The sequence below is a fragment of the Nocardioides sp. GCM10023255 genome (genome assembly GCF_042653125.1).
Classification (GTDB): domain Bacteria; phylum Actinomycetota; class Actinomycetes; order Propionibacteriales; family Nocardioidaceae; genus Nocardioides.
Window position 1 is genome coordinate 49,062 of the sequence record NZ_JBHSHU010000010.1, and the last position, 13,384, is coordinate 62,445.

At 73.5% G+C, this 13,384-nt stretch carries 10 protein-coding genes; 2 read left to right on the forward strand and 8 right to left on the reverse strand.

Annotation, left to right across the window (positions count from 1 at the left end; genetic code table 11):
- Positions 1-13: 13 nt before the first annotated feature.
- The 5 genes from ACFO9I_RS16840 to carA are packed head-to-tail and all read right to left on the reverse strand — an operon-like array spanning position 14 to position 7,346.
- Positions 14-856 (reverse strand): tRNA-dihydrouridine synthase, encoded by an 843-nt coding sequence (locus ACFO9I_RS16840; protein WP_379182911.1) that lies wholly within the window; start codon positions 854-856, stop codon positions 14-16.
- Positions 853-1,689 carry a hypothetical protein gene (locus tag ACFO9I_RS16845; protein WP_379182913.1) on the reverse strand — a complete coding sequence of 279 codons (837 nt, stop codon included), beginning with the start codon at positions 1,687-1,689 and terminating at the stop codon, positions 853-855. The genes ACFO9I_RS16840 and ACFO9I_RS16845 overlap by 4 nt, the downstream gene beginning before the upstream one ends.
- Entirely contained in the window at positions 1,686-2,849 is a 1,164-nt protein-coding gene (locus tag ACFO9I_RS16850; protein ID WP_379183651.1) for a quinone-dependent dihydroorotate dehydrogenase, read from the reverse strand. Before ACFO9I_RS16850 ends, ACFO9I_RS16845 begins: the two co-directional genes overlap by 4 nt.
- On the reverse strand, positions 2,816-6,181 hold the full coding sequence (carB, locus tag ACFO9I_RS16855) for a carbamoyl-phosphate synthase large subunit (protein WP_379182915.1): 3,366 nt from the start codon (positions 6,179-6,181) through the stop codon (positions 2,816-2,818). Before carB ends, ACFO9I_RS16850 begins: the two co-directional genes overlap by 34 nt.
- Position 6,182: 1 nt before the next feature.
- Positions 6,183-7,346, reverse strand: a complete 1,164-nt coding sequence (gene carA, locus ACFO9I_RS16860) for a glutamine-hydrolyzing carbamoyl-phosphate synthase small subunit (RefSeq protein WP_379182917.1) — start codon at positions 7,344-7,346, stop codon at positions 6,183-6,185.
- A 92-nt stretch (positions 7,347-7,438) separates the two neighbouring features.
- Between carA and ACFO9I_RS16865 the strand changes: the two genes are divergently transcribed.
- Complete coding sequence (locus ACFO9I_RS16865; protein ID WP_379182919.1) at positions 7,439-10,021, forward strand: ATP-binding protein; 2,583 nt, start codon at positions 7,439-7,441, stop codon at positions 10,019-10,021.
- Between the two features lie 12 nt (positions 10,022-10,033).
- Here the strand turns inward: ACFO9I_RS16865 and ACFO9I_RS16870 are convergent, their stop codons facing one another.
- Both ACFO9I_RS16870 and ACFO9I_RS16875 read right to left on the reverse strand, forming a co-directional pair.
- Positions 10,034-10,888 (reverse strand): phosphotransferase family protein, encoded by an 855-nt coding sequence (locus tag ACFO9I_RS16870; protein ID WP_379182921.1) that lies wholly within the window; start codon positions 10,886-10,888, stop codon positions 10,034-10,036.
- 411 nt (positions 10,889-11,299) lie between these two features.
- Complete coding sequence (locus ACFO9I_RS16875; protein WP_379182923.1) at positions 11,300-11,695, reverse strand: VOC family protein; 396 nt, start codon at positions 11,693-11,695, stop codon at positions 11,300-11,302.
- 191 nt (positions 11,696-11,886) lie between these two features.
- On the opposite strand from ACFO9I_RS16875, the gene ACFO9I_RS16880 reads away from it, so the two are divergent.
- Positions 11,887-12,732 (forward strand): class I SAM-dependent methyltransferase, encoded by an 846-nt coding sequence (locus tag ACFO9I_RS16880; protein WP_379182925.1) that lies wholly within the window; start codon positions 11,887-11,889, stop codon positions 12,730-12,732.
- A gap of 57 nt (positions 12,733-12,789) precedes the next feature.
- On the opposite strand, the gene ACFO9I_RS16885 is transcribed toward ACFO9I_RS16880, so the two are convergent.
- Positions 12,790-13,320, reverse strand: coding sequence for a hypothetical protein (locus tag ACFO9I_RS16885; RefSeq protein ID WP_379182927.1), 531 nt, complete (start codon positions 13,318-13,320; stop codon positions 12,790-12,792).
- Between the last annotated feature and the right edge of the window lie 64 nt (positions 13,321-13,384).

Here is a 13,384-nt window from a genome sequence, read left to right on the forward strand (position 1 = left end):
AGTGGGTGGTGGCTCAGGGGGTGGCGGCGGGCTCGCGCAGGTCGGCGGCCAGCCGGTGGGCGGTGGTGGGGTCGTGGAGCAGGGCCGTGCCGACCTGGACGGCGCGGGCTCCGGCCGCCAGGAAGCTGCGGGCGTCGTCGACGGTGGTGATGCCTCCCGCGGCCACCACGTGGGCGTCGGGGAGCTCCGCGCAGACCTCCGCGACGCAGCGCAGCGCCACCGGCAGGATCGCGGGACCGCTGAGCCCAGCCTGGCGGCCGTCCGGCATCGCCGCCGGGAGGGCGTTGCCGACGACCACGGCGGCCGCGCCCGCGTCCAGCACCGTGCGCGCGCTCTCGACCACCCGGACCACGTCCGGGCGCAGCTTGGCCAGCACCGGGACGCCGCGGGGCAGGTCGCGGTGCACCGCCGACACCACGCTCGCGGCGTGGAACGGCTCGCGCACGTCGAAGACGCCGGTCGCCGGGGCGTCCGGCGAGGAGAGGTTGACCTCGATCGCCGACACCCCGGGCGAGCCGCCGAGGCGGCGCGCCAGCTCGGCGTACTCCCCCAGCGAGCTGCCGGCGACGGAGACGACGACCCGGGTCCCCTGCTGCGCCAGCCAGGGCAGCTCGGTGGCGAGGAAGCCCTCGAGGCCGGGGTTCTGGAGCCCGACGGCGTGCACCAGGCCCGACGGCGTCTCCGCGATCCGCGGCTGCGGCCCACCGGCACGCGGGTTGAGGGTGATCGAGCGGGTGACGAACCCGCCCAGCTCGGCGAGGGGGGCGTACGCCGCGAGCTCGCGGCCCGTTCCGCCGCACCCCGACGCGACCAGCACCGGTCCGGTGAGCCGGAGCCCGGCCAGCTCGACGGTCATCCGAGCCCCTCCAGCTCGGCCCAGCGCACCCGGTCGCCGCGCAGCACCGGGCCGTCGGAGCACACGCGGGCCGACCGGGCCACGCCCGCCTCGCCGACGACCGGCACCACGCAGCCCTGGCACAGACCGGTGGCGCAGGTGAGTGGCCGCTCGAGGGCGGTCTGGCTCCAGGCGCCGTGGGCCTCGGCGGCCGCGGCCACCGCGTGCAGGGTGCGGGCGGGCCCGGCCGCGTAGACGACCTCGGCGCGGGACCGGGCAAGAACGTCGTCGATCGCGTCGGCGACGGCGCCCCGACGGCCCACCGACCCGTCGCCGGTCACCACGGTCACGGCGCGCGCGGAGCGACGTGCCTCGAGCGCCGAGAGCAGGTGCGCCTCGTCGGCACCGGCGACCAGCAGGGTCACGGCGCAGTCCCGCTCGCGGAGCCGCTCGGCGAGCGGGAAGAGCGGCGCGGCGGCGTACCCCTCGCCGACGAGCAGGCAGCCGACGGGCTCCTTCGGCAGCGAGAAGGGTCGGCCGAGCGGTCCGGTCACCTCGAGGCGGGAGCCGGCGGGCAGCCGGGTCAGCCAGGTCGTGCCCGGCCCGGTGGCCTCGACGACCACCTCCAGGGCCGCGCCGTAGCCGCCGACGGGCCTGACCCGGTGGATCCAGAACGCCCGGCGGGCCAGGCGTGACTCGCTCACCGACAGCGCGACGAAGTTGCCGGGTCGGAACCCGTCGGCGACGCCCGGCGCGACGAGCGTGAGGTGGTGGTAGGCCCCGATCTTCTTGGTCGCCAGCAGCTCGCCGGTGACGTGCACCGGCCCGGGCCGGGTGATCGGGGTCGTGGTCACCCCGCCACCCCGGCGAGGACCCGCCGCGGCCACAGGGGGCCCTCGTACACGAAGGCGGTGTAGCCCTGGAGCAGGGTGGCGCCCGCGTCGAGCCGGGCCCGGGCGTCCTCGACGCTGGTGATCCCGCCGACCCCGACCAGGGTGAGGTCGGGTCCCACCCGGCCGCGCAGCAGCCGCAGCACGTCCAGCGAGCGCCCGGTGAGCGGCCGGCCGGACAGGCCCCCGGCGCCGACCCGCCCGACCTCGTCGGCCGGGGTGCGCAGCCCCTCGCGGGAGATGGTGGTGTTGGTGGCGATGATGCCGTCGAGGCCGGTGGCGAGCGCCAGGTCAGCCACCGCCAGCACGTCGTCGTCGCTGAGGTCCGGGGCGATCTTGACCAGCAGCGGCACCCGCTGGGGCGTCACCTCGTCGGCGGTGCGCCGCACGTGCTCCAGCAGCGGCCGCAACCGCTCGACCGCCTGCAGGTTGCGCAGCCCGGGGGTGTTCGGCGAGCTGACGTTGACGACCAGGTAGTCGGCGTACGGCGCGAGCAGCCGGGCGCTCTTCCCGTAGTCGGCGAGCACCGCGGCCTCGTCGTCCTCCGGCACCACTTTGGTCTTGCCGATGTTCACCCCGAGCACCACGTCGACCCGTCGCTGCTTCACGTCAGGACGCGTCGACCCGTCGCTGCTCGACGGCGTACGACGTCGACCCGTCGCTCGTTCACGCTCGGCGAGCCGGCGGGCGACGACCTCGGCGCCGTCGTTGTTGAAGCCCATCCGGTTCACGATGGCCCGGTCGGCGGGCAGCCGGAACAGCCGCGGCCTGGGGTTGCCCGGCTGGGCCTCCCCCGTGACCGTGCCGATCTCGACGTGGCCGAAGCCGAGCGCGGCCAGCGCGTCGATGCCCACGGCGTTCTTGTCGAAGCCGGCCGCCATCCCCAGCACGTTGGGGAAGGTCAGTCCCATCGCCTCGACCGGTGAAGCTGCGACGGGTCGACGTCGTCCCACGTGAAGCCGCGACGGGTCGACGCCGGACAGGCGACGGGTGAGCGGCTCGGCGGCCCGGATAGCCCGGAACGCGGCGTGGTGCGCACGCTCGGGGTCGGTCCGGGTCAGGACGTGGTCGAACAGGAGGTGGTACGGCTTCACGCAGGCGTCCCGTCCGCGGCCGGCCCGGATGCGTCCACGGTGCGCCGCAGCGCCCAGTCCTGCAGGCTGCGGACACCGATCTCACCGCGCTCGGTGGCCTCGATCCCCTGCACCGCCGCACCCAGGCCCTGGACGGTGGTGATGCACGGGATGTTGGCCATGATCGCGGCGGTCCGGATCTCGTAGCCGTCGAGCCGCGCCGACCCGCCGCCCGTGGAGCCGTGCGGGGTGTTGATGACCAGGTCGATCTCGCCGGCCAGGATCATGCCGACGGTGGTCTTCTCGCCGTTCGGCCCCTCGCCCTCGAAGTGCTTGCGGACCACCGACGCGCGGACGCCGTTGCGGCGCAGCACCTCGGCGGTCCCCTGGGTCGCGAGGATCTCGAAGCCGTGGTCGGCGAGCACCTTGATCGGGAAGATCATGTGCCGCTTGTCGCGGTTGGCCATGCTGACGAAGACCCGGGCGCCGCCCTCCTTGCTGGCCAGGGGCAGCGTCCCGAACGCCGCGGCCTGGGCCTTGGCGAACGCGGTGCCGAAGTCGGCGTCGAGCCCCATCACCTCGCCGGTCGACTTCATCTCCGGGCCGAGCACGGTGTCGACCTGGGCGCCGTCGGGGGTGCGGAACCGGTTGAACGGCATCACGGCCTCCTTGACCGCGATCGGCTGGTCGCCCGGCAGCGTGCCGCCGTCGCCCTCCGCGGGCAGCACGCCCGCGCGTCGCAGCTGCGCGACCGTCTCGCCCAGCATCACCCGCGCCGCGGCCTTGGCCAGCGGCGTCGCGGTGGCCTTGGAGACGAACGGCACCGTCCGGCTGGCCCGGGGGTTGGCCTCGAGGACGTAGAGCACGTCGGAGCCGAGGGCGTACTGGATGTTCAGCAGCCCGCGCACGCCCACGCCGCGGGCGATCGCCTCGGTGGCCTCACGGATCCGCTGGATCTCGACCGCGCCCAGGGTGATCGGGGGCAGCGCGCACGAGGAGTCGCCGGAGTGGATGCCGGCCTCCTCGATGTGCTCCATCACGCCGCCGAGGAAGAGCTCCTCGCCGTCGAAGATCGCGTCGACGTCGATCTCGACGGCGTCGTCGATGAACCGGTCGACCAGCACCGGGTGCTCGGGGCTGATCTCGGTCGCGCGCTCGATGTAGCCCTCGAGCGCGGCGTCGTCGTACACGATCTCCATGCCGCGACCGCCCAGGACGTACGACGGCCGCACCAGCACCGGGTAGCCGATCTCGGAGGCGATCCGCTGCGCGTCGCCGAAGCTGGTCGCCATCCCGTGCTTGGGCGCCGGGAGCCCCGCCTCGGCGAGCACCCGCCCGAAGGCGCCGCGCTCCTCGGCGAGGTGGATGGCGTCCGGGGAGGTGCCCACGATCGGGACCCCCGCCTCCTGCAGCCCCTTGGCCAGACCGAGCGGCGTCTGCCCCCCGAGCTGGCAGATCACGCCGGCGATCGGGCCGGCCTGCCGCTCGGCGTGCACGATCTCGAGCACGTCCTCGAGGGTGAGCGGCTCGAAGTAGAGCCGGTCGGAGGTGTCGTAGTCGGTCGAGACGGTCTCGGGGTTGCAGTTGACCATGATCGTCTCGTAGCCGGCCTCGGCGAGCGCCAGGCTCGCGTGGACGCAGCTGTAGTCGAACTCGATGCCCTGGCCGATCCGGTTCGGACCGGAGCCGAGGATGATCACCGCCTCCTTCTCCCGGGGGCGGACCTCGCTCTCCTCGTCGTAGGAGGAGTAGTGGTACGGCGTGGCCGCGGCGAACTCGGCGGCGCACGTGTCCACGGTCTTGTAGACCGGCCGGATCCCGAGCGCGTGCCGGACGCCGCGGACGACGTCGGCGCTCATGTCGCGGATCTTGCCGATCTGGGCGTCGGAGAAGCCGTGCCGCTTGGCCCGGCGCAGCACCTCGGGGGTGAGCTCCGGCGACGCCGAGATCTCCGCGGCGACCTCGTTGACCAGCAGCAGCTGGTCGACGAACCACGGGTCGATCCGGGTGGCCTCGAAGACCTCCTCGGGGGTGGCCCCGGCCCGCAACGCGTCCATGACCTTCTTGAGCCGGCCGTCGTGCGGGACCCGGATCTCCTCGAGCAGCGCCTCCTTGTCGAGGTCGACCCACTCGTGCGCCCAGTCGAAGACGGCGTCCTTGCTCTCCAGCGAGCGCAGCGCCTTCTGCAGCGCCTCGGTGAAGCTGCGGCCGATCGCCATCGCCTCACCCACCGACTTCATGTGGGTGGTCAGCACCGGGTCGGCACCCGGGAACTTCTCGAAGGCGAAGCGCGGCACCTTCACCACGACGTAGTCGAGCGTCGGCTCGAACGACGCCGGGGTGCTGAACCCGTCGTCGCGGGTGGTGATGTCGTTCGGGATCTCGTCGAGGGTGTAGCCGATGGCCACCTTGGCCGCGATCTTCGCGATCGGGAAGCCGGTGGCCTTCGACGCCAGCGCCGAGGACCGGGACACCCGGGGGTTCATCTCGATGACGATGACCCGGCCGTCGGCCGGGTTCACGGCGTACTGGATGTTGCAGCCGCCGGTGTCGACGCCCACCTCGCGGATGATGCCGATCGCCAGGTCGCGCAGGTGCTGGTACTCGCGGTCGGTGAGCGTCATCGCGGGGGCCACCGTGATCGAGTCGCCGGTGTGCACGCCCATCGGGTCGAGGTTCTCGATCGAGCAGATGATGACGACGTTGTCGGCCTTGTCGCGCATCACCTCCAGCTCGTACTCCTTCCAGCCGATGATCGACTCCTCGATGAGCACCTCGGTGGTCGGGCTGGCGGAGAGCCCGGCGCCGGCGATCCGCTCCAGGTCGGACTCGTCGTAGGCGATGCCCGAGCCGGTGCCACCCATGGTGAACGAGGGCCGCACCACGACCGGGTAGCCGAGCTCGGCGACGGCCTTCTCGCAGTCGTCGAGCGAGTGGCAGACGAAGCTGCGGGCGACCTCTCCGCCCACCTTCTCCACGATCGCGTTGAACAGCTCGCGGTTCTCGCCGCGGTGGATCGCGTCGAAGCTGGCGCCGATCATCTCCACGCCGTACTTCTCCAGGATGCCGCGCTCGTGCAGCGCGATCGCGGCGTTCAGCGCGGTCTGGCCGCCGAGGGTCGGCAGCAGCGCGTCGGGGCGCTCCTTGGCGATCACCTTCTCGACGTACTCGGGCGTGATCGGCTCGACGTACGTCGCGTCGGCGAACTCCGGGTCGGTCATGATCGTGGCCGGGTTGGAGTTCACCAGGATGACCCGGATCCCCTCGGCCTTGAGCACGCGGCAGGCCTGGGTGCCGGAGTAGTCGAACTCGCAGGCCTGGCCGATGATGATCGGGCCGGAACCGATCACCATCACGGACTTGATGTCGTCGCGCTTGGGCATCTCAGGCCTCCTTCGCCATCAGCTGGGTGAACCGGTCGAAGAGGTACGCCGCGTCGTGCGGGCCGGCGGCGGCCTCCGGGTGGTACTGCACGGAGAAGCTCTTCAGCCTCCCCTCGGGCGAGCGCAGCTCGAGCCCCTCGACCACGTCGTCGTTGAGGCAGACGTGGCTGACGGTGGCCACGCCGTACGGCGTCTCGGTGGGCCGGTCCAGCGGTGCGTCGACCGCGAAGCCGTGGTTGTGCGCGGTCACCTCGACCTTCCCGGTCGTGCGGTCCATCACCGGCTGGTTGATGCCGCGGTGACCGTACTTCAGCTTGTAGGTGCCGAAGCCGAGCGCGCGACCGAACAGCTGGTTCCCGAAGCAGATCCCGAAGTAGGGCAGGTCGCGCTCGAGCGCACCGCGCAGCAGCTCGACCTGGCCGGTCGTGGCTGCCGGGTCGCCCGGGCCGTTGGAGAAGAAGAGCGCGTCGGGCTGCACGGCGAGCACGTCCTCGAGCGTCGAGGTCGCGGGCAGCACGTGCACCTCGATCCCCCGCACGGCCATCAGAGCCGGGGTCATCCCCTTGATGCCGAGGTCGAGGGCCGCGACGGTGAAGCGCTTCTCCCCGACCGCCGGGACGACGTACGCCGTCTCGGTGGACACCTCGCCCGCGAGCTCGGCGCCGGCCATCGCGGCCGAGCCCCGCACCCGCTCCAGCAGCACCGAGGGGTCGGTGCCGGTCGAGGAGATGCCGACGCGCATCGCGCCCCGCTCGCGCAGGTGCCGGGTCAGGGCGCGGGTGTCGATGCCGGAGATGCCGACCACCCCCTGCTCGCGCAGCTCGTCGTCGAGGCTGCGCCGGGAGCGCCAGCTCGACGGCACCCGCGCAGGGTCCCGGACGACGTAGCCGGCGACCCAGATGCGCCGGGACTCGGGGTCCTCGTCGTTGATGCCGGTGTTGCCGACGTGCGGCGCGGTCATCACCACGACCTGGCGGTGGTAGGACGGGTCGGTCAGCGTCTCCTGGTAGCCGGTCATGCCGGTGTTGAAGACCGCCTCGCCGAAGGTCTCGCCCTCGGCGCCGTAGGCATCGCCGTGGAAGCTGCGTCCGTCCTCGAGGACGAGGACCGCGGAGCGGCGCGTGGGCCGGGTGGACGCGGGGTGTGCGGGGGCATGCGGTGGCACGCCGTACCTCCTTCTCCGCCTCACGGGACGGATCGTTAAAGGATGCAGAGCTGGACCGACCCTACCAGCGCGGGCGGCCGTACGATCGAGGCGTGTCCGAGGGCCGGGTGCTCGAGCGTGAGACCGAGATGGCGACGTTGGCCGACGCCGCCCGCAGGGCCGCGGCGGGATCCGGGTCGGTGGTCCTCGTGTCCGGCGAGGCCGGCATCGGCAAGTCCAGCCTGGTCCGCGAGCTGCGGCGTGTGCTCCCGCCCGACGGCCGCGTCCTGGTGGGGCACTGCGACGACCTGGCCACGCCGCGGGTGCTCGGCCCGATCCGAGACCTCGCCGGCAGCGTGGGCGCCGACCTGTCCCGGGCGCTGCGCGAGATCGGCGACCGGGACGCGCTCTTCGCCGCCCTGCTCGACGAGCTGGACTGGTCGGGGCATCCGACGGTGCTGGTCGTGGAGGACGCGCACTGGGCGGACGAGGCGACCCTCGACGTGCTGCGCTACCTGGTGCGCCGGGTCGCGGAGCTGCCGGCCGTCCTCCTGCTCACCTACCGCGACGACGAGGTCGACGGCGCCCACCCCCTGCGCCGGCTGCTGGCCGGGACGGCCACGGCGCCGTCGGTGCAGCGGCTGCCGCTGCGCGCGCTGTCCCGGACCGCGGTGCGGGACCTGAGCGCCGGCAGCGGCGTCGACCCGGGGCTGGTCCACTCCCTCACCGGCGGCAACCCCTTCCTCGTCCACGAGGTGCTCGCCTCGCCCGAGGGGGTGCCCTCCAGCGTGGTCGACCTGGTGCTCTCGCGGCTGCACCGCCTAGACGATGCCTCGAGGGACGGGGTCGAGCGGCTCTGCGTGGTCACCTCCACGCTGGACCGCCCGCTGGTCGACGCCCTGGTCCCCGGAGGGCTGGGCGCGCTCGCGGCCGCCGAGGAGCACGGTCTGCTGGTCGTCGAGCCACGCCAGGTGTCCTTCCGGCACGAATTGACCCGGCGGGCGGTCGTGGACGCGCTCCCCACGGCCCGGCGTACGGCGCTGAACGCCGCGGCGCTCGCGGTCTTCGAGGAGATCGACGCCGACCCGGCCCAGCTCGTCCACCACGCGGCCGAGGCCGGCGACGTCGCCGCGCTGGTGCGCTACGGCCCGGCCGCCGCGCGCGCCGCCTCCGCCGCCGGTGCGCACCGGGAGGCAGCCGCGCACCTGCGGCTGGTGCTCGGCCACCGTGAGCAGTTCCGGCCGGCCGACCTCGCGGACCTTCTCGAGGCCTCCGCCATCGAGTGCTACACGGTCGGCGACCAGGGACGCAGCGCCCTGGCCGACCAGTGCGAGGCGGTCGAGCTGCGCCGCGGGACCGGCGACGCGCTCGCCCTCGGCAGCAGCCTGCGCTGGCTCTCCCGGATCAGCTGGTGGTGCGGTGACCGCGCCGGCGCCGAGCGGGCCGCGGACGAGGCGGTGCGGGTGCTCGAGCACGCCGGCGACCGGCGCGAGCTGGCCCTGGCCCTCAGCAACATCTCCCAGCTGGCCATGCTCGGCGAGCGCCTCGACGAGGCCGCCAGCGCCGCCGAGAGCGCGATCGTGCTGGCCCGGGAGGTGGGCGACCCCTCGGTCCTCTCGCACGCCCTGAACAACCTCGGCGCGGCGCGCTGGAAGTCCGACCCCGCCACCGGGCGGCCGATCCTCGAGGAGGCCCTGAGCGTCGCGCTGCGCGAGGGACTCAGCGAGGACGCCAGCCGGGCCTACTGCAACATGGTCTGGCAGCTCCTCCTCGACCTCTCCCCCACCGAGGCGGCCCGGCACGTCGCCGCCGGCATCAGCCACGCCGAGCAGGCCGAGCAGGTGGTGTTCTGGAAGTACCTCCACGTCGAGAAGGGCATGGTCGCCCTGGCCCAGGCCCGGTGGGACGACGCACTGCGCGACGCCCGCCACGGGCTCGACGCCACGCCACCGATCCGCTGCGCGGCGCTCCAGGTGCTGGGCCGTGTCGCGGTGCGCACCGGGGGTGATGCGGACGCGTTCGTCGCGGAGGCGTGGGAGATGGCCCAGCAGCTCGAGGAGCTGCAGCGCACGGCACCGGCGGCCGCGCTGGTCGCCGAGCTCGCCTGGCTGGCGGGCGACCTCGATCGCGTCCACCAGGTCGTCGCGCCCGTGCACGCCGACGCGGAGCGGTTCGGCTCGCGGGAGTGGCGCGCCGAGCTCGGGCACTGGCTCACGCTCGCCGGGGCCACGGTCGACCTCGAGGGGCTCGACCACCCGTACGCCGTGCTCGCCCGCGGGGACTGGCGGGCCGCGGCCGACGCGTGGGCGCGGGCGGGCTACCCCTACGAGGAGGCGATGGCGCTGACCCGTGCCGACGACGTGGACACCGTCCTCGAGGGCCTCGGCAGACTGGACGCGCTGGGAGGCGTCGTTCTGGCGGCCCGCGTCCGCGAGGGGCTGCGTCACCGCGGCGTCCGCGCCCCCCGGGGTCCCTCCGCCGCCACCCGCGCGAACGTCGGCGGCCTCACCCCGCGCCAGGTCGATGTCCTCGCCCTCGTCGCCGAGGGCCTGTCGAACGCCGAGATCGCCGACCGGCTCGTGCTGTCGGTGCGGACCGTCGACCACCACGTCGCCGCCATCCTGGCCAAGCTCGGAGCCGCCACCCGGACCGACGCGGTGGTCAGGGCCGGGGAGCTGGGCTGGGTCAGCGGCTGAGCGGCGTACGTCTCAGAGGCCCAGAGCCGTGCGGACGTCCGGCCGGCCGAGCATCCGCACGCACCATGCGAAGTGGCCGTCGCTCCCCGAGACGCTGAAGCAGCAGCTCGTGACCAGGGCGTACGCCGCCCGGTGGGCCGCGAGCCGCTCGGGTGCGTGACCGAGCCGGTCGCGGACTGCCCGGTCCAGGACGGCCTCGGTCTCGGCGGCACGAGGGCCGTACATGTCGTAGGTGCTCGCGGCGACGGCCGCGTCGAACGCCGGGTCGCCGACCGTGGACAGGAACCCGAAGTCGACGACGGCGCAGGGGCGGCCGTGCCCGTCGACGAGGATGTTGGCCGGGATGAGGTCGCCGTGGACGAGGCTGCTGGCTTCGGGATCCAGCGCGCGCAGCCGGTCGACGACGACCGTCGTGACCCGGTCGACATCGGGCAGTTGCGCCTGCAGGGGCTCGCGGAACCGCTCGACACGTCGCTCCACGAGCGCTGCCAGGTCGTGGCTGAACGGCGTACCCGTCGTGTCGAACGCAGCCTCGTCCTCGAGCACCGGCAGGACCCCCATCGCGGGAGTCGGCCGCACGGCTGCCAGCGCGGCGAGCACGTCCGTGACGGCGGCGACCTGGCCGTCGGTCAGGTCCGGCGAGCTGCCGTCGGCCACCCACAGCGGCCTGCCGGTCAGGCGCACCTCGACCGAGGCCACCGTGCCGTCGAGGTCGAGGACCTCGAGGATCCGCGGCGTCTGGAGACCGAGCCCGGCGGCCGCGACCGCGTCGTAGAACGTCGTGAGCGTCTCGAGCTCGGCCCGGGAGCGCCGCTGCCAAATCTTGGCGACGCGGTCGCCGTCCAGCTCGACGACCGTTCCCTCCATGCCGGATCCTAGGACGTCGCCCGGGGTGAGGCCGGCTCGGCGCAGTCGGTCGATCCAGGTCGTGGAGATGCCCGAGGTCACCTCGGGAGGATGTCACGTACCGGCCGTCTTCGTTCTGGGCCTTCCGACGGTTGCCGGGCATCTCTCGGGCTGTGGCTCGGTGCTGGCTCTGCGGGCCCCTCCGCCGCGGATCGCGCGTCTCTGCTTCTTGGTTGTCGGTTCCTGACCGCGCTCGGCGACACTGATTGGGCACAGACCCCATCGATCTGGGCCGAATCCATGCGGTTGGTGACCAAACCGCGCACGCACACCCGGCAACCGACCTCGACCGAAGCCCCACCTCCGCCGTAGCTGCCCAGACCCCCACCCGCACCCGCCTGAAGCCGGGAGGTGCCGCCGGGAGAGGGGGACCTACCGCGCCTCGGGATCGGGCTGGTGGATGCCGAAGGTGTTGCCCTCGGTGTCGAGGTAGTACCCCTGCCACGCCATGCCGGTGAGCGCCATCTTGGGCAGCGCGACCTGGCCGCCGGCGGCGAGGATGCGTCGCTCGGTCTCGTCGTAGTCGCCGACGCCCACGGTGCACACGAAGGCGTTGGTCCCCTGCTGGGGTGCGGGGGCGGGGGCCGGGCGCTGGAGCAGGCCGCCGTTGATGCCCAGCTGGTCCTCGGGGCCGGTCACGATCCCCCAGTACGTCGAGCCGGTGACTTCGCCGTAGTCCTGGAAGGTCCAGTCGAAGACCGCGGCGTAGAACGACTTCGCGCGCTCCACGTCGTCGGCCTGGATCTCGAAGTGCACCACACGGGACATGTCCGTCCTCCTCCGTCGGGATACCGACCCAGTCTCACACCGGGCGGCGACCATCGGCAGGACGCGCGACCAGATCTGGGCAACCAGGGGCGCCGACATGGGCAACGGCTGCGGATCCGTCGCACCGCGGGTCAGGCATAGGAAGGGAGCAGTGCGGCTCAGGAGGGAGCCGCCGACCCGAGGAGCAACGCATGACCCAGACCACGCACCCGAGCGCCGCAGAGCTGGAGGCCGACCGGGCACTCAAGGCCAGGCACCGCACCATGTGGGCGCTCGGCGACTACCCGGCCGTCGCGTCCGAGGTGATCCCGTCGCTGGGACCGGTCCTCGTGATGGCGGCGGACGTCCGCCAGGGCGACCGGGTCCTCGACGTCGCAGCAGGCTCGGGGAACGTTGCCGTCCCGGCCGCCCGCGCCGGTGGTCACGTGATCGCCTCCGACCTGACCCCGGAGCTGTTCGAGGCCGGGCGCGCGTACGCCGCCGCCGAGGGCGTCGAGGTCGAGTGGCGCGAGGCGGACGCGGAGGCGCTGCCGTTCGCCGACCACACCTTCGACAAGGTGCTGTCCTGCGTGGGCGTGATGTTCGCTCCCCATCACCAGGCCGCCGCCGACGAGCTCGTGCGCACGTGCCGGCCGGGCGGCACGATCGGGCTGATCAGCTGGACGCCGGAGGGCTTCATCGGCCGGATGTTCGCGACCATGAAGCCGTACGTCCCCGCGCCGCCGGCCGGGGTCCAGCCGCCGCCGCTGTGGGGACGCGAGGAGCACGTGCGCGACCTGTTCGGCGACCGCGTCGAGCTGGCGGGCGTCGAGCGCCGCACCCTCAGCGTCGACGCGTTCGCGAGCGGCGAGGAGTTCCGCGACTACTTCAAGAACTGCTACGGCCCCACCATCGTGGCGTACAAGGGCATCGCCGACGACCCGGAGCGGGTGGCCGCGCTCGACCGCGAGCTGGCCGCGCTCGGCGACGACGCACTGAGTGCGGACGGCACGATGGAGTGGGAGTACCTCCTGCTCACCGCCCGCAAGCGCGTCTGACGCGTCTGCGGGGTCGCGTCGGCCTTGCCGTCGGGCACGGCGGGCCGGCCTGACCGGTCAACCGCGGGAAACCCGGAAGGCGTGCGGCGGCTCGGGCAGGAAGTCCCGGCTGGCACCGGCCTCGACCTGCACCCAGGCGCCCCCGCGGAGCGGGGCGTGCCGGCGCAGGCACCGCTGCGGCGCCGAGACCCGCAGGACCTCGGTGGCGGGGTCCGACGAGGTCCGCAGCCCGGCGCACCGGACCCGGGTGAACCCGGCCGCTTCGCCCTCGGCGAAGGCGAGGAGGCCGGCGGTCGTCCCGTCGGCGCGCTGCCGCGCCTTCAGCTCGAACAGGCCACCGGCGTGGCGCCTGCCGGGGTCGAGGGTCGCGAAGAAGACCGAACCGTGCCGCAGCCTCACGAACCTCGTCGCGACCCGGATCCGACGGTCGTAGGTCACGCGGACCGAGACGATGTCCTGCTTGGCCGAGGTCGAGTCGCCGACCGGGTCGTGGCGGACGACGGTGTCGGCGCTGGCGACGACGACCGTTCCGAGCTGCAGGACGACCAGCGCGGTCGCCACCGCAGCGGTCCTGAACAGCCCCTGCATGCGCTCATGCTGGCGCATCCCCCACACCCCGACATCCCCGAGGCGAGGTATCCGCGAGCGGTCG

Coding starts and splice junctions, on each gene's coding strand:
- ACFO9I_RS16870 (WP_379182921.1), bottom strand. CDS start 10,888: ATGGAGGGAACGGTCGTCGAGCTGGACGGCGACCGCGTCGCCAAGATT.
- ACFO9I_RS16885 (WP_379182927.1), bottom strand. CDS start 13,320: ATGCAGGGGCTGTTCAGGACCGCTGCGGTGGCGACCGCGCTGGTCGTC.
- ACFO9I_RS16880 (WP_379182925.1), top strand. CDS start 11,887: ATGACCCAGACCACGCACCCGAGCGCCGCAGAGCTGGAGGCCGACCGG.
- ACFO9I_RS16840 (WP_379182911.1), bottom strand. CDS start 856: ATGACCGTCGAGCTGGCCGGGCTCCGGCTCACCGGACCGGTGCTGGTC.
- ACFO9I_RS16875 (WP_379182923.1), bottom strand. CDS start 11,695: ATGTCCCGTGTGGTGCACTTCGAGATCCAGGCCGACGACGTGGAGCGC.
- carB (WP_379182915.1), bottom strand. CDS start 6,181: ATGCCCAAGCGCGACGACATCAAGTCCGTGATGGTGATCGGTTCCGGC.